Below are 21,565 nucleotides of genomic sequence, written 5' to 3'. Positions count from 1 at the left end.
GCGGATGCCGCGTTCCGCCGGTTCATCTCTCCCTCTGAGCATCACCCATGGCTGAAAAACTGAGCGCCGTCAAAGGCATGAACGACATCGCCCCGCCCGTGTCCGCGCACTGGGAGTGGCTCGAAGACCGCTTGCGCTCGCTCATGCAGCGCTACGGCTATCGCAACGTGCGCACCCCTATCGTGGAACCGACCGCGCTGTTCGTGCGCGGCCTGGGCGAGGTGACCGACATCGTCGAAAAGGAGATGTACTCCTTCGAAGACCGGCTCAATGGCGAACAGCTCACCCTGCGCCCCGAGAACACCGCGGGCGTGGTGCGTGCCGCTCTGGAGCACTCGATGCTGTACGACGGTGGCAAGCGCCTGTATTACATGGGCCCGATGTTCCGCCACGAGCGGCCGCAGCGCGGGCGTTACCGCCAGTTCCACCAATTCGGCGCCGAGGCGCTGGGTTTTGCCGGCCCGGACGTGGACGCCGAACTGATCGTGCTGGCTTGTGACCTCTGGGCCGAGCTGGGTCTGTCCGGCATCGAACTGGAAATCAACAGCCTGGGCCAGCCAGCCGAGCGTCTGGCCCACCGCCAGGCGCTCATTGCCCACCTGGAGGCGCACGCCGATCGGCTCGATGAGGACGCGAAGCGCCGGCTGCACAGCAACCCGCTGCGCATCCTGGACACCAAGAACCCCGCCATGCAGGACGTGGTCAACGCGGCGCCACGTCTCATGGACCATCTGGGGGCCGAGTCGCTGGACCACTTCAACCGCCTGCGCGCTCTGCTGGACGCGCAAGGGATCGCGTACCGCATCAACCCGCGCCTGGTGCGTGGCATGGACTACTACAACCTCAGCGTGTTTGAGTTCGTGACCACGCAACTGGGATCGCAAGGCACGGTCTGCGCCGGCGGCCGCTACGACGGCCTGTTCGAGCAGATCGGTGGCAAGGCAGCACCGGCCGTGGGCTGGGCGCTGGGCATGGAGCGCATCCTGGAGTTGTTGAAAGAGCAGGGCCGCTTGTCCGAACAACCGGCGCCCGACGCCTACGCGGTGGTGCCCGATGCGGCCGCTCTGCCGCAAGCCATGGCATTGCTGCGCGTGCTGCGCCAGCAGGGCGTGAGCGTGCTCATGCACGCCGGGGGAGCCGAAGGCATGGGCAGCATGAAGTCGCAGTTCAAGAAGGCCGACGCCAGCGGCGCGCGGTTTGCCCTGATCTTTGGGGCCGATGAACTGGCGCAGGGCATGGTGTCGCTCAAGCCTCTGCGCGCGCCCGGCACCGACGGAAACCCATCGGCAGCGGTGACGGCGCAGTCGCTGCAGCCCCTGGCCGACCCCTTGGCATGGTGCGCCATACTGCGCAGCCTTTGAGCACCTCCATCCATCCAGGCGCGCCGCCTACAATCGTCCGAACCGCATTTGCATATCCCACATGGCCAAACACCTCGACCTTGAAGAGCAGGAACAGCTCGATCAGATCAAACATTTCTGGGCTCAGTACGGCAACCTCATCACCTGGGTGTTGATTGTTGTCTTCGGTTCCATGGCCGCATGGAACGGCTGGAACTACTGGCAACGCAGCCAGGCCACCAAGGCCGCGGCGCTGTACGACGAGATCGAACGGGCCGCCGTCGCGCGCGACGCGGACCGGATCGAGCGCGCTCTGACCGAAATGAAAGACCGCTTCGCGGGCACCACCTTCGCGGCGCAGGGTGCGTTGCTTGCCGGCAAGACGCTTTTTGAAGCGGGCAAGGCCGATGGCGCGCGCGCCGCCCTGTCCTGGGTGGTCGAAAAATCGTCGGACGGGTCGTACCAGGCCGTGGCGCGGTTGCGTCTGGCCGCGCTGGACCTGGAGGCCAAGGCCCATGACCAGGCGCTCAAGACCCTGGAAGCACCGTTCCCCAAGGCCTTCGAGCCATTGGCGGCCGATCGCCGGGGCGATGTCTACCTGGCCCAGGGCAAGACCGACGACGCCAAAACCCAGTACCAGAACGCCTGGCGCGCTTTGGGTGGGCGTTTTGAATACCGCAAGCTGGTTGAAGTCAAGCTCGCTTCACTGGGTGTGGATGTGTCCACACTGTCCCCCGCCACGGAGGCCTCCCCTTGAAACGTCGTCCCCTCTTGAATCTGCCCACAGGTCATGGCGCCCGGGCGTTGATCGTCCTGGCGATCGCGTCCGCCCTGGGGCTGTCCGCCTGCTCGTCCAGCCCGGAGAAGCCCAAACCGGCTGAGTTGCCACCGGTGGCCGCGCTTCTGGCAGCGAAGCTGGCATGGACAGCGCAGGTCGGCCCGACCAGCTCGATGGTGACCCCCATGGTGGTCGGTGCGCGCGTGTTCCTGACCGGTGGGGAAGGCACGGTGGTGGCGCTGGATGCAAACACGGGGCAGGACCTCTGGCGCCTGAACCTGGGCACGCCGGTTTCTGCCGGCGTGGGCTCCGATGGTCAGACGGCCGCCGTGATCACGCAGGACAACGAATTGGTGGCCATCGCCGAAGGCCGTGTCAGCTGGCGCGTGCGCCTGCCTGCGCGCTCCTTCACGGCGCCTCTCGTGGCCGGTGCACGCGTGTTCGTCCTGACCGCCGACCGCGCCGTGACGGCGTTCGACGCGCAAACCGGTGCCCGCTTGTGGAACCAGGCGCGCCCAGGAGAGCCGCTGGTGTTGCGCCAGTCGGGCGTGTTGCTCGCGGTGGATGACACCCTGGTGGTCGGTTTGTCCGGCCGGCTCACGGGGCTGAATCCCCTCAATGGCGCCATCCGCTGGGAAGCCCCGGTGACCACTGCGCGCGGGACCAACGAGGTGGAACGTCTGGTGGATCTGGTGGGGCCGGTCAGCCGCCTGGGCAGCAGCGTCTGCACACGTGCCTACGGCTCGGCCGTGGGCTGCGTGGATACCAGCCGCGGTGGCGTGGTCTGGTCCAAACCCGCCCAAGGCAAGACCGGGGTTCATGGCGATGACAAACTGGTCTTCGGCAGCGAAGCGGACGGCCGGTTGCTGGCTTGGCAGCGGGCGTCCGGCGAGCAAGCCTGGGAGTCCAGCCGCCTGAAATACCGTGACCTGACGGCCCCCCTGTCGGTCGGCCGCGTGCTTGCCGTGGGCGACAGCACAGGCCTGGTGCACCTGCTCTCGCGCGAGGACGGCAGTGAAATGACCCGTTTGTCCACCGACGGATCTCCCGTGATCGCCGCTCCCGTGCTGGCCGGGCAGGTCATGGTGGTGCAGACGCGCAAGGGTGGCGTGTACGCCTGGCGCCCCCAGTGAAGATGCGACACCAGTCGTTCACCGGGTCGCGCCGGGAATGACTGGGCCCTGGTCAGACCAGGGATAGGGACCGTGTTCTGGTCCATGCAATTGAAAGGTACTGTTTCGTGAAACCCGTCATCGCTCTGGTGGGACGCCCCAATGTGGGCAAGTCCACCCTGTTCAACCGCCTGACGAGTTCACGCGACGCCATCGTGGCCGACTTTGCCGGACTCACCCGTGACCGCCACTATGGCAATGGCCGCCTGGGCAAGCGCGAGTACATCGTGATCGATACCGGCGGCTTTGAACCCGACGCCAGCGAGGGCATCTACCGCGAGATGGCCAAGCAGACCCGGCAGGCCGTGGCCGAGTCGGACGTGGTGATCTTTGTCGTGGATGCGCGTGCCGGCATCAGTGCACAGGACCACGAAATCGCCCAATACCTGCGACGCCTGGGCAAACCCACGGTGCTGGTGGCCAACAAGGCCGAAGGCATGACCCAGGGGCTGCAACTGGTCGAGTTTTTTGAACTCGGCCTGGGCGAAGTGCTGCCGGTGTCCAGTGCCCATGGGCAGGGCGTGCGTTCCATGCTGGAAACCGCGCTGGAGGCCATTCCTGGGTTGCCCGATCTGGACGACGAGGAGCCGGAGGTCGAAACCGGGGTGATCCGGCTGGCGGTCGCCGGTCGCCCCAACGTGGGCAAGTCCACCCTGATCAATGTCTGGCTGGGCGAAGAGCGCCTGGTGGCGTTTGACCTGCCGGGCACCACGCGCGACGCCATTTCGGTGCCGTTCGAGCGCGAGGGCCAGAAATACGAGTTGATCGACACGGCTGGCCTGCGCCGCAAGGGCAAGGTGTTCGAGGCCATCGAGAAGTTTTCGGTGGTCAAGACCCTGCAAGCGATCGAAAACGCCCATGTGGTCCTGCTGCTGCTCGACGCCACGCAGGGTGTGACCGACCAGGACGCGCACATCGCGGGTTACATCCTTGAAAGTGGGCGTGCCGTGGTGCTGGCCATCAACAAATGGGACGCGGTCGATGCCTACCAGCGCGAACAGATCGAACGCCAGATCGAGACCCGGCTGGCGTTTCTCAAATTCGCCTCGCTGCACCTGATCTCGGCCAAGAAGCGCCAGGGACTGGGGCCGGTGTGGAAATCCATCGCTCAGGCGCATGCCTCGGCCATGCGCAAGATGTCCACGCCCGTGCTGACGCGCCTGCTGCTGGAAGCGGTGGCGTTCCAGGCACCGCAGCGCAGTGGCATGTTCCGTCCCAAAATGCGTTACGCCCACCAAGGCGGAATGAACCCGCCGGTGATCGTGATTCATGGCAACTCGCTGGAACACGTGCCCGACGCCTACAAGCGCTTCCTGGAAGGCCGTTTTCGCAAGGCGTTCGATTTGGTGGGCACGCCACTGCGCATCGAATTCAAGACCTCGACCAACCCCTTCAAGGAGTGAGCACTCCTGCGCGAAGCCTCGTGCAGGGGGCAGGGCTGTGGTATGGTGCACACCTCATTAACTTTTTTTGAACACGGAGCATATCGTGAGCAATAACAAAGGCCAGCTCTTGCAAGACCCTTTTCTGAACCAGCTTCGCCGGGAACACGTTCCCGTGTCGATCTATCTGGTCAACGGCATCAAGCTTCAGGGTCAAATCGAATCGTTTGACCAGTACGTCGTGTTGCTGCGCAACACGGTGACGCAAATGGTTTACAAGCATGCCATTTCCACCATCGTGCCGGGCCGTCCGGTGCAGTTTTCCGCCGCTGGTGCGGACGAGTCCACTGCTTCTTGATTCACACCCTGAATCCTGCAGGCGATCGGGCGGCCTTGGGCTGCGTGGTCGCTTGCAGCGCCGAAGGCCGGTTGAACTGATTTGAACCCGCCTGATCCCTCCCGCAACGCCACGCCATCGGTCATTCTGGTGGGGGTGGATTTCGGGTTGCCCCATTTTGACGCCGCGCTCGAAGAGCTCGGCCTGCTGGCCCAGACGGCCGGCTATCGGGTGGCCGACCGTGTCACCTGCAAACGGCGTGCACCCGATCCGGCCCTTTTTATCGGGTCCGGTAAAGCCGACGAGATCAAGATGCTGGCCCAGTCTTCCGGCGCAGCGGAAATCTTGTTCGACCAGTCATTGAGCCCGGCGCAACAGCGCAATCTGGAGCGCCACCTCGGCATGCCGGTCAACGACCGGACGCTGCTGATCCTCGAAATCTTTGCCCAACGCGCACGCAGCCACGAAGGCAAGCTGCAGGTGGAGCTTGCGCGGCTGCAATACCTGTCGACCCGGCTGGTGCGCCGCTGGTCGCACCTGGAGCGGCAAAGTGGCGGCATTGGCATGCGCGGTGGTCCAGGCGAAACCCAGATCGAACTGGACCGGCGCATGATTGGGGAAGCCATCAAGCGCACCAAGGAGCGGCTGGAAAAGGTCAAAAAGCAGCGCGCCACCCAGCGCCGCCAGCGCGAACGCCGCGACACCTTCTCGATCTCGCTCGTGGGTTACACCAATGCGGGCAAATCATCCTTGTTCAATGGGCTGGTCAAGGCCCGGGCCTATGCCGCCGACCAGCTGTTTGCAACACTCGATACCACCACCCGTCAGTTGTATCTGGGCGAGGCCGGGCGTTCGGTCTCGTTGTCGGATACCGTGGGCTTCATCCGCGACCTGCCTCACGGCCTGGTTGATGCATTTGCCGCCACGTTGCAGGAAGCGACCGACGCCGATCTCTTGCTGCATGTGGTGGATGCGTCCAATCCGTCGCATCTGGAGCAGATCGCCTCGGTGTTGGGGGTGCTCAAGGACATTGGCGCGGATCAGGTGCCGCAGATTCTGGTGTTCAACAAGCTCGACGCCATGGATCCGGCGGCTGTTCCGCACCTGAGAAGTGACGCGATGGAACTGGACGGCGCCTCTGTGCCTCGTATCTACGTGAGCGCCCGGACCGGCGAAGGATTGCCAGAGTTGCGCTCGTTGCTCGCGGGTCGCGTGATGTCGCAGGCGGGCGTTCTTGATCCGAATACCCCGGGGGAGACCCTCAGCATCGAAAATGTGCTGCCCTGATTGGGCACAATGTCGTGGTTTTGATTCGAAAAGAAATTGGCAACACATGGATGTGAATCTGCAATCACCCGAGCGTGGCGTTGAGGCCGGCGTTCACGGCAAAAACCGGCGCGGCTGGCGTGTCCTGTTGGGCATGTTCAACCTCAACGATCCCCGCTGGGGGCGTGGTGACGACGCCTCGCGTGGCGGTGACAAGCCGCAAAACGAGTCGGAGTCGGGACGCGATACCGAGGACCGCCCTCAGCAGAAGCCACCGCGCGGTCAGGGCCCCAATCAGGGCCCTCCCGACCTGGATGAACTCTGGCGCGATTTCAACCGCAAGCTCGGCGGCTTGCTGGGCGGCAAGGGTGGTCGTGGTGGGCAGGGAGGCGGCAACGGTTCGGGTGGCGGGGGAATGCCCGGTTTCAATCCGAGTCCCAAGAGCACAGGCATTGGCGCTGGTCTGATCGTTGGCGTGGTGGCCCTGATCTGGCTTGGCACGGGCTTTTTCATCGTGCAGGAAGGCCAGCAGGCCGTCATCACCCAGTTCGGGAAATACCACAGCTCGGTCGGCGCCGGTTTCAACTGGCGTCTGCCTTATCCGATCCAGCGTCACGAGACGGTGTTTGTCACGCAGATCCGCTCGGTGGACGTGGGCGGCGACAACGTGTTGCCGGCCACGGGCCTGCGCGATTCGGCGATGCTGACCATCGATCAGAACATTGTCGAGATCAAGTTCGCGGTCCAGTACCGCTTGAACGATGCGCGAGCCTTCCTGTTCGAGAGCCGCGACCCGGATGCCGCGGTGGTCAAAGCCGCCGAAACGGCCGTGCGCGAGGTCGTTGGCAAGATGCGTATGGACGCAGCCCTGGCCGAGGAGCGCGACCAGATCGCGCCCCGTGTGCGGGTCCTCATGCAGTCCATTCTGGACCGCTACAAGGTGGGCATCGAGGTTGTGGGCATCAACCTGCAACAGGGTGGCGTGCGTCCCCCCGAGCAGGTGCAGGCTTCATTCGACGACGTGCTGAAAGCCGGCCAGGAGCGTGAGCGTGCCAAGAACGAGGCAGAGGCCTATGCCAACGATGTGGTGCCACGGGCCCGCGGCGCGGCTTCCCGACTGACCGAAGAGGCCGAAGGCTACCGGGCCCGGATCGTGGCGCAGGCCGAGGGTGATTCGCAACGTTTCCGCTCGGTGCTGGCCGAGTACCAGAAGGCGCCACAGGTCACCCGCGAGCGCATGTACGTCGATGCCATGCAGGAAATCTACAGCAATGTGACCAAGGTGATGGTGGACTCCAAGTCGGGATCGAATCTGCTGTATCTGCCGCTGGACAAGATCATGCAAATGGCTGCACAGGCTCCGGTCGCCGCTCCCAGCCCGGCGCCCACGTCCAGCCCGACGATTCCGTCGTCCGTACCCACGTCCCGCAGCCAGGACAACGCCGCGCGCTCGCGCGAGCGTGAGAGCCGCTGAGCCGGCGGCCGGGTACGAGTGACTAGAGAGCAAAGCAAATGAACAAACTGGGTTTCATCCTCACCTCCTTTATCGTGGCGCTGGCGATCGCCAGTTCCATGCTGTTCGTCGTGGACCAACGTCAGTTCGGCGTCGTGTTCCAGCTCGGACAGATCAAGCAGGTGGTCACCGAGCCGGGGCTCAACTTCAAGTTGCCCCCGCCGTTCCAGAACGTGTCCTACATCGACAAGCGCCTGCTCACGCTGGAGAGCACCGATACCGAGCCCACGCTGACGGCCGAGAAGCAGCGCGTGGTGATCGACTGGTACGTGCGCTGGCGCATCAGCGATCCTCAGCAGTACATCCGCAACGTCGGCGTCAACGAGCGTGCTGGGGCCTTGCAGCTCAACCGAGTGGTGCGCAACTCGTTTCAGCAAGAGGTCAACAAGCGCACGCTCAACGAGCTGCTGTCGTCCCGCCGCGAGCAGCTCATGGACGATGTCAAGCGCGAGGTGCTTGCCGCTGTGCGGGGAGCCGACAAGCCCTGGGGCATGGACGTGGTGGATGTCCGCATCACCCGCGTGGACTACGCCGAGAGCATCACGCTGTCGGTCTATCAGCGCATGGAAGCCGAACGCAAGCGTGTCGCCAATGAGCTGCGGTCCACCGGTTTTGCCGAAGGCGAAAAGATCCGGGCCGATGCCGACCGCCAGCGTGAGGTGATCGTGTCCCAGGCCTACCGGGCCGCGCAGCTCATCAAAGGCGAGGGCGATGCCAAGGCCGCCGCCGCTTTCGGCGAAGCCTTCGGCCGTGATCCGGCGTTCGCCCAGTTCTACCGCAGTCTGGAAGCCTACAAGGCCAGTTTCGCCAGCAAGTCCGACGTGATGGTGATCGACCCTTCCTCGGACTTCTTCAAGGCTCTGCGAAGCAGCGACGTGGCCCGTTGAAGGGCGTTGCGCGTGTCCGCCGACGCGTTCTGGCTCGCTCTGGCCCTGGTGTTGATCTTCGAGGGCCTGCTGCCCTTCTTCGCGCCGGGCGTCTGGCGGCGCATGTTCAGTGAGATCCTCAAGCTTCAGGATGGCCAGCTGCGCTTCTTTGGCCTGCTCAGTCTGCTCGCCGGCATGCTGCTCTGGTGGTGGCTGATTTGAGACCCTGGTTGTCGGGCGCCAGACCCGGCCACTGAGGCCAACGTCCGGCAAGGTCGGAATGCCGTTTCCGACCCCGGTAAAATCACGTTTTTAACAGCTCCCGAAAATGCCCATGTCTGCCTGGGTCCTCCCGGATCACATTGCCGATGTCCTGCCTTCCGAGGCTCGCCACATCGAAGAACTCCGCAGGGGGTTGCTGGACACAGCGCGTGGCTATGGCTACGAGCTGGTCATGCCGCCGTTGCTGGAGCACCTGGAATCGTTGCTCACGGGCACCGGTGAAGCGCTCGATCTTCAGACCTTCAAGTTGGTTGACCAGCTCTCGGGCCGCACGCTCGGCCTGCGCGCCGACAGCACGCCGCAGGTTGCCCGCATCGACGCGCACCTGCTCAACCGCCAGGGCGTGGCCCGCCTGAGCTACTGTGGCCCCGTCGTGCACACCCGCATCGACCGCCCGCTGGCCAGTCGTGAGCCATTGCAGTTCGGCGCCGAAATCTACGGCCACGCTGGACTCGAAGCCGATCTTGAAACCCTTGAATTGGCCCAGGCTTGCCTACGCAGTGCGGGTGTGACCGGCCTGTTGCTCGATCTGGCCGATGTGCGTGTGATCGACGCCGTGCTCGCGCCCGTGCCGCTGGACGGCCACCGCACCGCGCAGATCCATGCCGCGCTGGCCGCCAAGGACGTGGCAGAGTTGCGCGCGCTGGCCGCGGACTTGCCTGAGCGTGTGCGCAACGACCTGTGCGCTCTGCCGCGGTTGTTCGGTGGCGTCGCCGTGCTGGAAGAGGCCCGGCGGGGCCTGTCGCCATCGCCCGCCTTGCACGTAGCGCTCGACAGCCTGGCCTGGCTGGCCGCGCACACGCCCGATGTCGAGGTGTCCATCGACCTGGCCGACCTGCGTGGCTATGCCTACTACACCGGCATGCGCTTCGCGCTGTTCGCCAGGGACGTGCGGGGTGAGCCCGCCGAGCTGGCCCGCGGCGGGCGCTACGACGAGGTCGGCGCGGTGTTCGGCCGCAAGCGCCCGGCGGTGGGCTTCAGCCTTGACCTCAAGGAGCTGGTGTCGGCCGTTGCGCCGCGCCCGCTGGTGGCCGCCATTCGTGCGCCGTGGGGCATGGATGCCTCGCTGCGCGAAGCCATTGCCCGGCTGCGCGGCGAGGGCCACACGGTGGTGTGTGCCTTGCCTGGCCACGAACACGAAGTGGATGAGTTCCGGTGCGACCGCGAACTGGTGTCCGACCCGGTGCATGCCGGGGCCTGGACTGTGAAGACTCTTTAACCGGAAACAGCAGATGATGAACAGCAACAGCGCCGTGGTACCCGGGCGCAACGTGGTGGTGGTCGGCACCCAGTGGGGCGACGAGGGCAAAGGCAAACTGGTCGACTGGCTGACCGAGACCGCCACCGGCGTGGTGCGCTTCCAGGGCGGCCACAACGCGGGTCACACGCTGGTGATCAATGGCGTGAAGACCGCGCTGCACCTCATCCCCAGCGGCATCATGCGCGCGGGTGTGAAGTGCTACATCGGCAACGGCGTGGTGCTCTCGGTGGGCAAGCTGTTCGAGGAAATCGCCGGGCTGGAGAAGGCCGGTGTAGAGGTGCGCTCGCGCCTGCGCGTCAGCGAAGGCTGTCCGCTGATCCTGCCGTTCCATGCGGCCATCGACATCGCGCGCGAGGCCGCCAAGGTGAAGGCCGGCACCGAGAAGATCGGCACCACGGGCCGTGGCATCGGCCCGGCCTACGAAGACAAGATCGCGCGCCGCGCGCTGCGCGTGCAGGACCTGAAATACCCCGAGCGTTTCGCCGCCAAACTGCGCGAACTGCTCGATCTGCACAACCACCTGCTCACCAGCTATCTGCACTCGGCCGACATGGTCTGGGATGAAAAGATCGCTGCCTACATGCGGGACGGCGCGATCCAGTTCGAGCCCGTGTTCGCCGAGGCCATGGAGCAGGCTGAGCGGCTCAAACCCATGATCGCCGACGTGTCGAGCGAGCTCAACGCGGCGCACAAGGCCGGCGCGAACCTGCTGTTCGAGGGCGCGCAGGGCACGCTGCTGGACATCGACCACGGCACCTATCCCTTCGTCACCTCCAGCAACTGCGTGGCGGGCAATGCCGCGGCGGGTTCCGGCGTGGGCCCGGGTCTGCTGCACTACGTGCTGGGCATCACCAAGGCCTATTGCACCCGGGTGGGCGGCGGTCCGTTCCCCACCGAACTGGAATGGGAAAAAGAGGGCACGCCCGGCTGGCACATGGCCACGGTGGGTGCGGAAAAGGGCGTGACCACGGGTCGCAGCCGCCGTTGTGGCTGGTTCGATGCCGCGCTGCTCAAGCGCTCGGCCCAGGTCAATGGTCTCTCCGGTCTGTGCATCACCAAGCTGGACGTGCTGGACGGTCTGACCGAGCTCAAGCTGTGCACCGGCTACGAACTCGATGGCCAGACCATCGACATCCTGCCCATGGGCGCCGACGAGATCGCGCGCTGCACCCCGATCTACGAAACCCTGCCCGGCTGGAGCGATTCGTCGGTCGGTGCAACGCGTTACGAAGACCTGCCGGTGAATGCGCAGCGGTATCTGCAACGCATCCAGGAAACCACCGGGGTGCCGATCCACATCGTCTCGACCAGTCCGGACCGCGACCACACGATCCTGGTGCACCACCCGTACCACGGGTGAGCGACCGCCTGCCATCCGCCGTGGGTGCCGGCAGGGCCGATGGCCCGGCGGACCCCGGCTTCGTGCAAAATCCTGCCAGTCCCTCACCCCCGGAGACCCCATGCTGACCGAAGACGGCAAACACCTCTACGTCTCGTACGACGAGTACCACAACCTGATCGAGAAGCTGGCGCTCAAGGTGTATCAGTCGGGCTGGCAGTTCGACACCATCCTGTGCCTGGCGCGTGGGGGCATGCGCCCGGGCGACATCCTCTCGCGCATTTTTGACGTGCCGTTGGCCATCATGTCGACCAGTTCCTACCGCGCCAACGCCGGCACGCAGCAGGGCAATCTGGACATCGCGCGCTACATCACCACGCCCAAAGGCGAGATCGCCGGCAAGGTGCTGCTGGTGGACGATCTGGCCGATTCGGGTCACACGCTCAAGGCGGTGATCGGGATGCTGAAGAACAACTACGCCCCCATCACCGAGTTGCGCAGCGCCGTGATCTGGACCAAGCAGCTGTCCACGTTCACGCCCGATTATTCGGTGGAGTTCCTGCCCACCAACCCCTGGATTCATCAGCCCTTCGAGGGGTACGACGCTATGCGTCCGGCGCAACTGCTCGAAAAATGGAAGCTCTGATCGGAATGAGCGAGCTTTCCACCCAACTGATCCACCATCCTTATCGCCCACCCGAGGGCTTCGACGCCGTCGCGCCTGGCGTTCACAAGGCGTCCACCGTCATCTTCCCCAACGTGCAGGCCTTGCGCACGCAAGAGTGGAAAGACAAGAGCGGCTATACCTACGGCCTGCACGGCACGCCCACCACGTTCATTCTGGAAGAGCGCATCGCCACCGTGGAAGGCGGGCGCCACTGCGTGCTCGCGCCCAGCGGCCTGTCGGCCCTGTCGCTGGTGGACATGGCCTTTCTGCGCCAGGGCGATGAACTGTTGATGCCCGACAACGCCTACGGCCCCGGCAAGACCTTTGCTGCCGGGGAACTGGCCGCCTGGGGCATCACGCACCGCTACTACGACCCGCTCGATGCCGCCGATCTGGCCACCAAGATCGGCCCGGCCACGCGCCTGGTGTGGCTGGAGGCACCGGGTTCGATCACGCTGGAGTTTCCCGACATCCCCGCGCTGGTCGCCGTGGTGCGCTCGGCGAACCAGGGGCGTGGCGCTGAACGGCCCATCCTCACGGCGCTGGACAACACCTGGGGTGCGGGCATCGCGTTCAACGCCTTCGAACTGGGGGTGGACGTGTCCATGCAGGCACTGACCAAATACCCCAGTGGCGGCGCCGACGTGCTCATGGGGGCCGTCGTCACGCGCGACGAGGCGCTGCACCAGCAGGTCCTGCTGTGCCACATGCGGCTCGGCCTGGGCGTGAGCGGCAACGATGCCGAGCTCGTGCTGCGCGGCCTCAACAGCATGGCGCTGCGCTACCACGCTCAAGACGCCAGCGCGCGCGAACTCGCCACCTGGATGCAACAGCAGGACGGGGTGGTGCAGGTGCTGCACCCGGCCTTGCCCGGCTCACCCGGCCACGAAGCTTGGCGGCGCGACGCCAAGGCGGCCGCGTGCCTGTTCAGCGTGGTGTTTGATGAACGCTTCAGCCAGACGCAGATCGACGCTTTCTGTGACAGCCTGCGTTTGTTCAAGCTGGGCTGGAGTTGGGCCGGTCCCATCAGCCTGTGCGCGCCCTACAACCTGTCCGCTATCCGCACCGCAGCCTGGCCCCACAAGGGCGGCCTGGTGCGCTTTGCCGTCGGCCTGGAGGCCGTGGACGACCTGCGTGCCGATCTGGCACAGGCGATTGCCACACTCAACGCCTGACATCCCTTCAACCCACCCACCCGAAAGACTGCTTTGGCCACTCCCAACTACGGATACGAAAAACGCCAGCGCGAGCTCGCCAAGAAGAAAAAGAAGGAAGAGAAGCTCAAAGCCAAGGCCGCTGGCAAGCACCACAGCGATTCCGACGCGCCCGAAGGGCCGGGCGAGGACAACACCGGCCCTGGCCCTGGCGACGCGGCACCCGCGGCCGGCGAAGGATCGACCTCGGCCGACTGAAGGCGCGCCGACCCGTCACGCCCACCGAGCGGCGACCGGTGCTCGATCAGGCCGGCGATGCGGTGGGTTCGGCGGTGAGCAGCCCGCGCGCGGCATCGGCCAGTGCCTCGGCCGAACGGTCGCGCAGCACACAGGGCAGGGCCTCGCCGTAACGTTTGAAGTTGCGCGCGATCGACTGCGCGTACATCGGGTCGTAGTGCTGGGTCAGGAGTTCGAGCACCACCTCTGGCGTGTGTCCCTGCTGGACTTTTTCGATCCAGGTCGACACCACCGCCTTGCCGCGCAGCTCGGCCAGGGCTTGCAGGCGGTGGCAGAAATGATCGCTGTCTTTCACGAAAAAATCGTAGTCTTCCAGCAGCAGCGCCACCCGCTCGGGGTCTGACAGCTGCAGGTCGATGCAGGGGCTCTCGCGCATGGCCTCGATCAACGCATCGGGCACGCGCACATTGCCCACCTTCTTGCTCTCGCTCTCCACATACACCGGACGCGCCGGATCAAAGTGCCGCAGTGCGTCCCATATCAGGCTGTCGAAGCGTTTCTGGCTGGGTTGTTCCTGCCCGGGGATGTGGCCCAGCACCGAGCTGCGGTGGCTGGCCAGCGCCTCCAGGTCGAGCACCTGTGCGCCCTGGGCGGCGAGCGCCTGCAGCAGGCGCGTCTTGCCACTGCCGGTGGGGCCGCAGACCACGCGGTAGTGCAGGCGGGTGGCGAGCGCCGGGATCGATTCGACCAGGGCCGCGCGCCAGGCCTTGTAGCCGCCTTCGATCAGCGTGACGTGAAAACCGATCGCGCCCAGGATGGTGGCCAGGGCTCCGCTGCGGTTGCCGCCGCGCCAGCAGTACACCAGCGGTTTCCAGTTGCGCGGCTTGTCGATCACCTCGCGCTCAATGTGGGCCGCGATGTTGCGCGCGGACAGCGCAGCGCCGCGCTTTTTGGCCTCAAACGGGTTGACCTGTTTGTACATCGTGCCGATGTCGATGCGCTCCTGGTTGTTGAGCGTGGGCCAGTTGATGGCCCCGGGCACGTGGTCGAGCGCGTGTTCGTCTTCGGTGCGGGCGTCTATGACGGTGTCGAAGCTGTCGAGTCGGGCCAGGGCTTCGGCGGCGGGCAGGGTGTGAACGGGCATGCCCGATTATCGTTTCGGCAGCAGCGGGGTCAGCGCCGGCCACACATTGGCCAGCAACGTGGGCTGGGCGCTCTCGTTGGGGTGCATGCGGTCGCTCTGGAACAGCTTGGTGGGGTCCTCGAGATCGGCCACGCCTTTGAGCAGGAAGGGAACGAGCGCGGTCTTTTCCTCGCGCGCCACCTGGGTGAACACCTCGCGGAACTCCTGCGCGTAGCGCTCGCCATAGTTGGGCGGCATTTCCATGCCCACCAGCAGCACCCGTGCGCCGGCTTCGCGCGACAGGCGCACCATGCTGCGCAGGTTGTCGCGCGTGACGGACAGCGGCAGACCCCGCAACGCATCGTTGGCGCCGAGCTCGATGACCACCACCGCCGGTTGGTGTTGCCGCAGCAGGGCGGGCAGGCGAGAGCGTCCGCCCGAGCTGGTGTCGGCGCTGACACCGGCGTTGACCACACGGGCGTTCATCTTCTGGCTGCTCAGGCGCTGCGCCAGCAAGGCCACCCAACCGCTGCCGCGTCGCAGGCCGTATTCGGCGCTCAGCGAGTCGCCCACCACCAGGACGACGGGCGCTGCGTCGCTGGCGGTGCTGGCCGCGGCCTGCGCCAACGCGCTCCCGATAGACCCCGTTGCCGCGGCCAGCAGGCCCAGCGCGTTAAAGTGACGTCGATTCAACTTGAGAGCCCTTCCATGTCCGAAGTGATGATTGCCGTGCAGCACGTGTTCAAGTCGGTGGTCGACTCCACGGGATCCCTGACGATTTTGCGCGATATCGATTTCACCCTGAACAAGGGGGAAACCGCGGCCATCGTGGGCGCGTCCGGGTCGGGCAAGAGCACGCTGCTGTCCATTGTGGCCGGGTTGGATACGCCCAGCAGCGGCACAGTTCACATCGATGGCGTCGATCTGTTCGCGCTCGACGAAGACCAGCGCGCCGCCCTGCGGGCGCAGAAGGTGGGCTTTGTGTTCCAGAGCTTCCAGCTGCTGGGCAACCTCACCGCGCTGGAAAACGTGATGCTGCCGCTGGAACTCGCCGGGCGGCGCGACGCCCGTGCCGCGGCCACCGCCATGTTGCAGCGGGTGGGGCTGGGCGAGCGGCTCGCCAGCTACCCCAAGGTGCTGTCGGGCGGGGAGCAGCAGCGTGTTGCGCTCGCGCGTGCCTTTGTGGTGCAGCCCGCCGTGCTGCTGGCCGACGAACCCACCGGCAGCCTGGACTTCGCCACCGGCGGCAAGATCATGGAGCTGATGTTCGATCTGAATCGCGAGCAGGGCACCACGCTGGTGCTGGTCACGCACGACCGCGCCATCGCCCAGCGCTGCGAGCGGCGCATCACCATCGAAGCCGGGCAGGTGGCCGATCTGGAAGCGGTGCTCTGAAGTATCAGGTTGCCCGACCGCGCAGCCGCTGCCAGAGGGTGGCGACCTGTTCGGTCAGGCCCGGCGCGCTCGCCGAGCCGCCTTGCAGTGTGCTGACCAGCCGCGCCAGCACCTCGGCCTGGGCGGGAATCGGGCCAAAGAACAGCACCTGATCGCCGCGCGCCAGCAGCATGGTGGGGAAGGTCTCGATGTCGATGTCGAGTTCGTCCAGCAGATCGGCCTCGTCTTCGATGTCCACCCAGCGCTGCGAGCGGCGCATCACCATCGAAGCCGGGCAGGTGGCCGATCTGGAAGCGGTGCTCTGAAGTATCAGGTTGCCCGACCGCGCAGCCGCTGCCAGAGGGTGGCGACCTGTTCGGTCAGGCCCGGCGCGCTCGCCGAGCCGCCTTGCAGTGTGCTGACCAGCCGCGCCAGCACCTCGGCCTGGGCGGGAATCGGGCCAAAGAACAGCACCTGATCGCCGCGCGCCAGCAGCATGGTGGGGAAGGTCTCGATGTCGATGTCGAGTTCGTCCAGCAGATCGGCCTCGTCTTCGATGTCCAGCCAGCGCCAGCGCACGTCCTTGAACTCGTGCGCCGCCTGTTCGACCACGGCGTGCCAGTCGCGGCAGGTGCTGCACCATTCGGCGCACAGGCAGACGGCCGACAGGGTTTCGGGGGTTTCAGACGGGTTGCTGGGCATGCCGGGATTCTCGCAGGCCTTGGCCCGGGCGGCTGCGTCGATAATCGGGCGATGTCTTCTCCCAAAGTGTTGTTCGGCTTTCACGCCGTGGGCGTGCGCCTGAAAACCGCGCCGCAATCCATCATTGAAATCTACTTCGAGCCGACGCGGCGCGACGCGCGCATGCGCCAGTTCCTGGAGCGCGCCCGGGAAGCCAACGCGCGGCTCATCGAGGCCGACGGCCTGCGCATCGCCAAGCTCGCCGGCAGCCACGGCCACCAAGGTGTGGCCGCGCGGGTCGAAGCGCTGCCCCAGGCGCATTCGCTCGACGAGTTGCTGGAGAAGCTGGAAGCCGACGGCGTGGCGCCATTGCTGCTGGTGCTCGACGGCATCACCGATCCGCACAACCTGGGCGCCTGCCTGCGCGTGGCCGACGGCGCGGGCGCGCACGCGGTGATCGCACCCAAGGACCACGCGGCCGGCATCAACGCCACCGTGGCCAAGGTGGCCAGCGGCGCGGCCGAAACCATGCCGTACTTCATGGTGACCAACCTGGCGCGCACCCTGGGCGAACTCAAGGAGCGCAACATCTGGATCATCGGTACCAGCGATGACGCCCCCAAAACGCTGTACCAGGTGGACCTCAAAGGCCCGGTGGCCCTGGTGCTGGGCGCCGAGGGCGAGGGCATGCGCCAGCTCACGCGCAAGACCTGCGACGAACTGGTCAGCATCCCGATGCGCGGCGCGGTGGAGAGCCTCAACGTGTCGGTGGCCAGCGGCGTCTGTCTTTACGAAGCGTTGCGCCAAAGAACGGGATGAATCACCCCTGCGCCGCCTTCGGCGTGCCCTGCAGGCCGCAGCATCGCCAGAGTCGATGCTTCTTCGGGCCGTCCAAGCCTGCGCGGGCAGGCTCGGAGCCGCGACCCTCAGCCCCCTCCAGGGGGCGCCCGCAGCGGTCCGGCAAAGCCGGCCCCGTGCTGGCCTGGGCTGGTGCATCCCCTCGCACCTGGAACAGTTGCTCTTTCGCACCGCAGGGCTGACATGTCCGTTGCGCAAGTGGTTCGCCAGTGGATCGGGAGCGCAAACCACATCGCGGTACTCACCGGCGCGGGCATGAGCGCCGCGCCGGGCCGTTCCCAAGCAAGCTCGCACCGCAGCCCGCAGCCCGCAGCCCGCAGCCCGCAGCCCGCAGGGCGAAGGTACTCCAGTGAGCGCCGAGTCCGGCGTGCCCACGTTTCGCGACGCGCAGACCGGGCTGTGGGCACGGTTCAAACCCGAAGACCTGGCCACCGAGGACGCGTTTCGTGCCCACCCGCGCCGCGTCTGGGACTGGTACCAGTTCCGTCGCGACATGGTTGCCAACGTAGAACCCAACGCCGGCCACCGGGCGCTCGCGGCCTTTCAGCAGCGGCACCCGGGCCGACTCACCCTCATCACGCAGAACGTGGACGGCCTGCACCAGCGCGCGGGGAGCGCCGACGCGATCGCCCTGCACGGCAACCTGGCCGACGACCGTTGGCTGGACATGCCGCGCGACTGTTGCCACCCCGAGTTCGTGGAGACGGGGCGTCCGCCCCGTTGCCCGACCTGTGGCAACCTGCGGCGCCCGGCCGTGGTCTGGTTTGGCGAAATGCTGCCGCTGCCCGCGCTGGACGCGGCGCAAAAAGCCGCGAACGGCTGCGACCTGATGCTGGTTATCGGCACCTCGGGCGTGGTCTACCCGGCCGCAGGCCTGGCGCACACCGCGCACCGGCGCGGCGCCCGGGTGGTGGTGATCAACCCCGAGGCAACCGAACTGGACGCCGTGGCCGACTTGTGCCTGCACGAACCTGCGGCACAATGCCTGCCAACACTGCTGGAGGATTGAATGACGAGCACATCTGCACAACGCGCCGGGTTGGCCGCCGTCCTGAGCGTCGCCTTGCTTGCGGCGGCTTGTACCCAGGAGCAGCAGAACAAGTTCAGTCGGGAGATCCAGAACTGGACCGGCACCAACGGCGTGCTCGAGGTCTATGCCGGCGACAAGGTGGTGCGCCGCTTCCTGCGGATCGACAAGATCAGCACCGCGCTCGGCACCGACGACAACACCCCCCGCGCCTACCGCTATGGGTACGGCGTGCTCGACGAGAACCTGAACATGCAGGCCGATCCGGGCGAGAAGAAGGTCTATTTCGAGATCAGCGACTACACCAACGCCGTGTTCTTCGAGAACCCGCGCTGAAGCTGGTTTCATTCAGGCAGCCGTCCTTTCATTTCAAGGAGTGACCCATGAACATCGTCGAACGCGTGCAAGCCATCCTGCTCAAACCGGTGGAGACCTGGCCGGTCATCGAACAGGAATCCACCGATGCCCAGGGCATCTACAAGAACTACCTGATCTACCTCGCGGCGATTCCCGCCGTGGCCGGCTTCATCGGCATGAGCCTGGTGGGCGCCGGTGCCATGGGCATGAGCTTTCGGGTGCCGATCCTGGCCGGGCTGGGCAACATGGTGGTGGGCTACGTGCTCTCGCTGGTCATGATCTACGTGCTGGCCATGATCACCAACGCCCTGGCACCCAGCTTCCAGGGTGAAAAGAACCAGCTCAACGCGCTCAAGCTGATCGCCTTCGGCTCCACCGCCGGCATGGTGGGCGGCATCTTCAGCCTGATTCCCATGCTGGCGGTGCTGGGGCTGCTCGCAGCGCTGTACTCCATCTATCTGGTCTACACCGGCATCCCCGTGCTGATGAAGGCGCCCAAGGAGAAGGCGGCGGTGTACACCGCCGTGGTGGTGGTCTGCGGCATTGTCGCGGGGATCATCCTGGGCGCGGCCAGCGCATTGTTCAGCGGTGGCGGGCCGGGCTACATGATGGGTGGTGGGCGCCCGGACGCCGGCGACGTCAGCATCAAGCTGCCGGGCACCGAGATCACCCTGGACACGGCCAAGCTCGAAGAGGCCAGCAAAAAGATGGAAGCGGCGAGCAAGAAGATGGAAGAGGCTCAGGCCCGAGGCGACAGCGCCGCGGCCGGCCAGGCCATGAACGAAATGATGGGCGCGGCCCTGGGCGGGAAGGGCGGCAAGCCCTTCGCGCCCGATGTGCTGCAGGGCTATGTGCCGGCCTCGCTTGCGGGACTGAGCCGCAACACGCTCGAAGCGCGGTCCGACAACGCCATGGGCATGAACTTCACCAGCGTCACGGCCGAATACGAAAAGGATGATCGCGTCCTGGAAGTCAAGGTGCAGGACATCGGCGCCGTGCCCGCCCTGGCGATGGCCATGGGCGCCTGGGCCCAGTCCACGGTCAACCGCGAAACCCAGGAAGAGGTGGAGCGCATCTACCAGAAGGACGGCGTGTCCATCAAAGAGGAATACCGCAAGGACGGCAGCAGTGCCGAGATGGCCCTGATGCTGCCCAACGGCGTGATGGTTGAAGTCAGTGGCAACAACCTCGACATGGATGCCGTGCGCGGCGCCGTGGCGGCCCTGGACACCAAGGGCATGGCGGGCTTGCAGCGCCAGAAATAAGCCCGGCTCGGCCCGAGCGCCTCGGGCGCTCAGCCTCTCAGACCAGACCCAGCGCCCCCAGCACCGCGCCGGCACCGATCAGCCACAGCAGGTGTATTTGGGTGCGCCACACCAGCACGGCAGCGGCGGCCGTCAGCAACCACAGTGGCCAGTCGCGCGCCGGCTGGTTGTGGGCCGCGCTGAGCAGCCAGCCGGTGGCGATCAGCAGCGCGATCACGATGGGCGCCATGCCCGCCTTGAAGGCGCGCACCGCGCGCAGCTCGCGGTTGCGGTGGCCCCACTGGGTGGCGGTGTAGGTGAGGATGGACGAGGGCAGCATGATCGCCACCAGCGTCACCAGCACACCCAGCAGCGCCAGCGCCCAGGCGAGCCAGCCAGCCGACGGGCCGCCACCGGCGTTGAGTCCCACGTTCCAGCCCAGCAGGGCAACGAACAGCACGTTCGGGCCGGGCGCGGCCTGCGACAGCGCGATCGACGAGGTGAACTGCGCCTCGCTCAGCCAGCCCTGTTCGCCCACCAGGTAGCGGTGCATGTCGGGCGCGGTGGTGATGGCGCCGCCCACCGCCAGCAGCGAGAGCGAGGCGAAATGCAGGAACAGGTCGGTCCAGTTCGTCAGCGTGGGGGCCATGCTCATGGAGCCTCCCCGTTTGGGCGCTGGCCCAGCACCCGATACGCCCACAAGCAGGCCGCACCGCCCAGGCCCAGCAGCACCCAGGCCAGCGGCCAGCGCAGCAGGGCGATCGCCACGAAGGTGAGCACCGCCAGGGCGATGCACACCCCGATGCCCATGGCGTTCTTGCCAAGCGCGGCGATCAGCTTGATGCCGGTGGCGGTGATGAGCCCGGCGGCCACCGCACCCATGCCGCGCAGCGCGCCTTGTGCGGTGGCGCTGTCGGCCACGCTGCCGTAGAGCGCGGCCAGCAGCAGCACGATCACCAGCGGTGCGGCCAGCATGCCCGCGAGCGCCGCGAGTGCGCCCGGCAGACCGAAATAGCGCCCGCCGATCATCATCGAGAGGTTGACCACGTTGGGGCCCGGCATGATCTGCGCCACGGCCCAGTCTTCCACGAACTGTTCGCGCGTCATCCAGCGTTTTTTCTCCACCAGCTCGCGCTGCACCACCGCCAGCACGCCGCCAAAGCCCTGCAGGGCCAGCCAGGTGAAGGACATGAAGAGGTCGGTTTTGGATCGGGGGTGGTTGGGGGCGGCGTCGATGGCCGGGGTGAGGGTGTTCGCTGGGGCGGGCATGGCCCGATTATCGGGCGCCCGTTCTGGCCCCAGGGGCT

General features: G+C 66.1%; 25 protein-coding genes. 19 read left to right on the top strand and 6 right to left on the bottom strand.

The features are described 5' to 3' along the window. Positions 1-47 precede the first annotated feature (47 nt). The 14 genes from hisS (at position 48) to KIH07_RS16490 (ending at position 13,615) form a co-directional block, all read left to right on the top strand. Complete coding sequence (gene hisS, locus KIH07_RS16555; protein ID WP_226493017.1) at positions 48-1,361, top strand: histidine--tRNA ligase; 1,314 nt, start codon at positions 48-50, stop codon at positions 1,359-1,361. A gap of 61 nt (positions 1,362-1,422) precedes the next feature. Then, a complete protein-coding gene (locus tag KIH07_RS16550; protein ID WP_226493016.1) occupies positions 1,423-2,097 on the top strand; it encodes a YfgM family protein in 675 nt (224 codons plus the stop codon). Then, on the top strand, positions 2,094-3,251 hold the full coding sequence (gene bamB / locus KIH07_RS16545) for an outer membrane protein assembly factor BamB (RefSeq protein WP_226493015.1): 1,158 nt from the start codon (positions 2,094-2,096) through the stop codon (positions 3,249-3,251). Before KIH07_RS16550 ends, bamB begins: the two co-directional genes overlap by 4 nt. Positions 3,252-3,358: 107 nt before the next feature. After that, entirely contained in the window at positions 3,359-4,693 is a 1,335-nt protein-coding gene (gene der, locus KIH07_RS16540; RefSeq protein WP_068168833.1) for a ribosome biogenesis GTPase Der, read from the top strand. Between the two features lie 85 nt (positions 4,694-4,778). Next, the gene (hfq, locus tag KIH07_RS16535; protein ID WP_413465756.1) at positions 4,779-5,030 is read left to right on the top strand and encodes an RNA chaperone Hfq; all 252 of its coding nucleotides are present in this window, start codon (positions 4,779-4,781) and stop codon (positions 5,028-5,030) included. Between the two features lie 81 nt (positions 5,031-5,111). Further along, positions 5,112-6,296 carry a GTPase HflX gene (hflX, locus tag KIH07_RS16530; protein ID WP_226493013.1) on the top strand — a complete coding sequence of 395 codons (1,185 nt, stop codon included), beginning with the start codon at positions 5,112-5,114 and terminating at the stop codon, positions 6,294-6,296. 133 nt (positions 6,297-6,429) lie between these two features. Continuing rightward, positions 6,430-7,749 carry an FtsH protease activity modulator HflK gene (gene hflK, locus KIH07_RS16525; RefSeq protein WP_226494733.1) on the top strand — a complete coding sequence of 440 codons (1,320 nt, stop codon included), beginning with the start codon at positions 6,430-6,432 and terminating at the stop codon, positions 7,747-7,749. 38 nt (positions 7,750-7,787) lie between these two features. Continuing rightward, positions 7,788-8,675, top strand: coding sequence for a protease modulator HflC (gene hflC, locus KIH07_RS16520; RefSeq protein ID WP_226493012.1), 888 nt, complete (start codon positions 7,788-7,790; stop codon positions 8,673-8,675). A 12-nt stretch (positions 8,676-8,687) separates the two neighbouring features. After that, positions 8,688-8,876, top strand: coding sequence for a DUF2065 domain-containing protein (locus tag KIH07_RS16515; protein ID WP_226493011.1), 189 nt, complete (start codon positions 8,688-8,690; stop codon positions 8,874-8,876). A 112-nt stretch (positions 8,877-8,988) separates the two neighbouring features. Beyond that, entirely contained in the window at positions 8,989-10,155 is a 1,167-nt protein-coding gene (locus tag KIH07_RS16510; protein ID WP_226493010.1) for an ATP phosphoribosyltransferase regulatory subunit, read from the top strand. 13 nt (positions 10,156-10,168) lie between these two features. Continuing rightward, the gene (locus KIH07_RS16505; protein ID WP_413465755.1) at positions 10,169-11,557 is read left to right on the top strand and encodes an adenylosuccinate synthase; all 1,389 of its coding nucleotides are present in this window, start codon (positions 10,169-10,171) and stop codon (positions 11,555-11,557) included. Positions 11,558-11,657: 100 nt separating this feature from the next. Beyond that, positions 11,658-12,182, top strand: a complete 525-nt coding sequence (locus tag KIH07_RS16500; protein ID WP_068168848.1) for a phosphoribosyltransferase — start codon at positions 11,658-11,660, stop codon at positions 12,180-12,182. Between the two features lie 5 nt (positions 12,183-12,187). Further along, positions 12,188-13,378: a cystathionine beta-lyase gene (locus KIH07_RS16495; RefSeq protein ID WP_226493009.1), complete on the top strand. Its 1,191-nt coding sequence runs from the start codon at positions 12,188-12,190 to the stop codon at positions 13,376-13,378. Positions 13,379-13,411: 33 nt separating this feature from the next. Then, positions 13,412-13,615 (top strand): hypothetical protein, encoded by a 204-nt coding sequence (locus KIH07_RS16490; protein WP_226493008.1) that lies wholly within the window; start codon positions 13,412-13,414, stop codon positions 13,613-13,615. A gap of 46 nt (positions 13,616-13,661) precedes the next feature. Here KIH07_RS16490 and mnmH read toward each other — a convergent pair whose 3' ends face one another. Continuing rightward, entirely contained in the window at positions 13,662-14,738 is a 1,077-nt protein-coding gene (gene mnmH, locus KIH07_RS16485; RefSeq protein WP_226493007.1) for a tRNA 2-selenouridine(34) synthase MnmH, read from the bottom strand. Between the two features lie 6 nt (positions 14,739-14,744). Continuing rightward, positions 14,745-15,410, bottom strand: coding sequence for an arylesterase (locus KIH07_RS16480; RefSeq protein ID WP_319004812.1), 666 nt, complete (start codon positions 15,408-15,410; stop codon positions 14,745-14,747). Between the two features lie 15 nt (positions 15,411-15,425). On the opposite strand from KIH07_RS16480, the gene KIH07_RS16475 reads away from it, so the two are divergent. Beyond that, entirely contained in the window at positions 15,426-16,112 is a 687-nt protein-coding gene (locus KIH07_RS16475; RefSeq protein ID WP_226493006.1) for an ABC transporter ATP-binding protein, read from the top strand. A 4-nt stretch (positions 16,113-16,116) separates the two neighbouring features. Here the strand turns inward: KIH07_RS16475 and KIH07_RS16470 are convergent, their stop codons facing one another. Next, entirely contained in the window at positions 16,117-16,371 is a 255-nt protein-coding gene (locus KIH07_RS16470; RefSeq protein WP_226493005.1) for a thioredoxin, read from the bottom strand. A gap of 50 nt (positions 16,372-16,421) precedes the next feature. After that, positions 16,422-16,793, bottom strand: coding sequence for a thioredoxin domain-containing protein (locus tag KIH07_RS16465; RefSeq protein ID WP_226493004.1), 372 nt, complete (start codon positions 16,791-16,793; stop codon positions 16,422-16,424). Positions 16,794-16,844: 51 nt separating this feature from the next. Here KIH07_RS16465 and rlmB point away from each other — a divergent pair, with 51 nt between their 5' ends. The 4 genes from rlmB (at position 16,845) to KIH07_RS16445 (ending at position 20,279) form a co-directional block, all read left to right on the top strand. Further along, a complete protein-coding gene (gene rlmB, locus KIH07_RS16460) occupies positions 16,845-17,591 on the top strand; it encodes a 23S rRNA (guanosine(2251)-2'-O)-methyltransferase RlmB (protein ID WP_226493003.1) in 747 nt (248 codons plus the stop codon). Positions 17,592-17,979: 388 nt separating this feature from the next. Further along, positions 17,980-18,639, top strand: a complete 660-nt coding sequence (locus KIH07_RS16455) for an SIR2 family NAD-dependent protein deacylase (RefSeq protein ID WP_226493002.1) — start codon at positions 17,980-17,982, stop codon at positions 18,637-18,639. Beyond that, the gene (locus KIH07_RS16450; RefSeq protein WP_226493001.1) at positions 18,640-18,993 is read left to right on the top strand and encodes a hypothetical protein; all 354 of its coding nucleotides are present in this window, start codon (positions 18,640-18,642) and stop codon (positions 18,991-18,993) included. Between the two features lie 47 nt (positions 18,994-19,040). Then, the gene (locus KIH07_RS16445) at positions 19,041-20,279 is read left to right on the top strand and encodes a Yip1 family protein (RefSeq protein ID WP_226493000.1); all 1,239 of its coding nucleotides are present in this window, start codon (positions 19,041-19,043) and stop codon (positions 20,277-20,279) included. Between the two features lie 37 nt (positions 20,280-20,316). Here the strand turns inward: KIH07_RS16445 and KIH07_RS16440 are convergent, their stop codons facing one another. Beyond that, positions 20,317-20,913, bottom strand: a complete 597-nt coding sequence (locus KIH07_RS16440) for a chromate transporter (protein ID WP_226492999.1) — start codon at positions 20,911-20,913, stop codon at positions 20,317-20,319. Beyond that, complete coding sequence (locus KIH07_RS16435; RefSeq protein ID WP_226492998.1) at positions 20,910-21,527, bottom strand: chromate transporter; 618 nt, start codon at positions 21,525-21,527, stop codon at positions 20,910-20,912. The genes KIH07_RS16440 and KIH07_RS16435 overlap by 4 nt, the downstream gene beginning before the upstream one ends. Positions 21,528-21,565: the final 38 nt, after the last annotated feature.

Origin of the sequence: Hydrogenophaga taeniospiralis (genome assembly GCF_020510445.1) — a bacterium.
GTDB lineage: Bacteria > Pseudomonadota > Gammaproteobacteria > Burkholderiales > Burkholderiaceae_C > Hydrogenophaga.
The sequence above is the reverse complement of the archived record's forward strand: the minus strand, read 5'-3'. Positions and strand labels throughout refer to the sequence as shown.

Excerpts from the sequence above, each read along its gene's own strand:
- hisS (WP_226493017.1), top strand. The coding sequence starts at position 48 with ATGGCTGAAAAACTGAGCGCCGTCAAAGGCATGAACGACATCGCCCCG.
- KIH07_RS16550 (WP_226493016.1), top strand. The coding sequence starts at position 1,423 with ATGGCCAAACACCTCGACCTTGAAGAGCAGGAACAGCTCGATCAGATC.
- hflK (WP_226494733.1), top strand. The coding sequence starts at position 6,430 with ATGTTCAACCTCAACGATCCCCGCTGGGGGCGTGGTGACGACGCCTCG.
- hflC (WP_226493012.1), top strand. The coding sequence starts at position 7,788 with ATGAACAAACTGGGTTTCATCCTCACCTCCTTTATCGTGGCGCTGGCG.
- KIH07_RS16510 (WP_226493010.1), top strand. The coding sequence starts at position 8,989 with ATGTCTGCCTGGGTCCTCCCGGATCACATTGCCGATGTCCTGCCTTCC.
- KIH07_RS16505 (WP_413465755.1), top strand. The coding sequence starts at position 10,169 with ATGATGAACAGCAACAGCGCCGTGGTACCCGGGCGCAACGTGGTGGTG.
- KIH07_RS16500 (WP_068168848.1), top strand. The coding sequence starts at position 11,658 with ATGCTGACCGAAGACGGCAAACACCTCTACGTCTCGTACGACGAGTAC.
- KIH07_RS16495 (WP_226493009.1), top strand. The coding sequence starts at position 12,188 with ATGAGCGAGCTTTCCACCCAACTGATCCACCATCCTTATCGCCCACCC.
- mnmH (WP_226493007.1), bottom strand. The coding sequence starts at position 14,738 with ATGCCCGTTCACACCCTGCCCGCCGCCGAAGCCCTGGCCCGACTCGAC.
- KIH07_RS16475 (WP_226493006.1), top strand. The coding sequence starts at position 15,426 with ATGTCCGAAGTGATGATTGCCGTGCAGCACGTGTTCAAGTCGGTGGTC.
- KIH07_RS16470 (WP_226493005.1), bottom strand. The coding sequence starts at position 16,371 with ATGCGCCGCTCGCAGCGCTGGGTGGACATCGAAGACGAGGCCGATCTG.
- KIH07_RS16465 (WP_226493004.1), bottom strand. The coding sequence starts at position 16,793 with ATGCCCAGCAACCCGTCTGAAACCCCCGAAACCCTGTCGGCCGTCTGC.
- rlmB (WP_226493003.1), top strand. The coding sequence starts at position 16,845 with ATGTCTTCTCCCAAAGTGTTGTTCGGCTTTCACGCCGTGGGCGTGCGC.
- KIH07_RS16450 (WP_226493001.1), top strand. The coding sequence starts at position 18,640 with ATGACGAGCACATCTGCACAACGCGCCGGGTTGGCCGCCGTCCTGAGC.
- KIH07_RS16445 (WP_226493000.1), top strand. The coding sequence starts at position 19,041 with ATGAACATCGTCGAACGCGTGCAAGCCATCCTGCTCAAACCGGTGGAG.
- KIH07_RS16440 (WP_226492999.1), bottom strand. The coding sequence starts at position 20,913 with ATGAGCATGGCCCCCACGCTGACGAACTGGACCGACCTGTTCCTGCAT.
- KIH07_RS16435 (WP_226492998.1), bottom strand. The coding sequence starts at position 21,527 with ATGCCCGCCCCAGCGAACACCCTCACCCCGGCCATCGACGCCGCCCCC.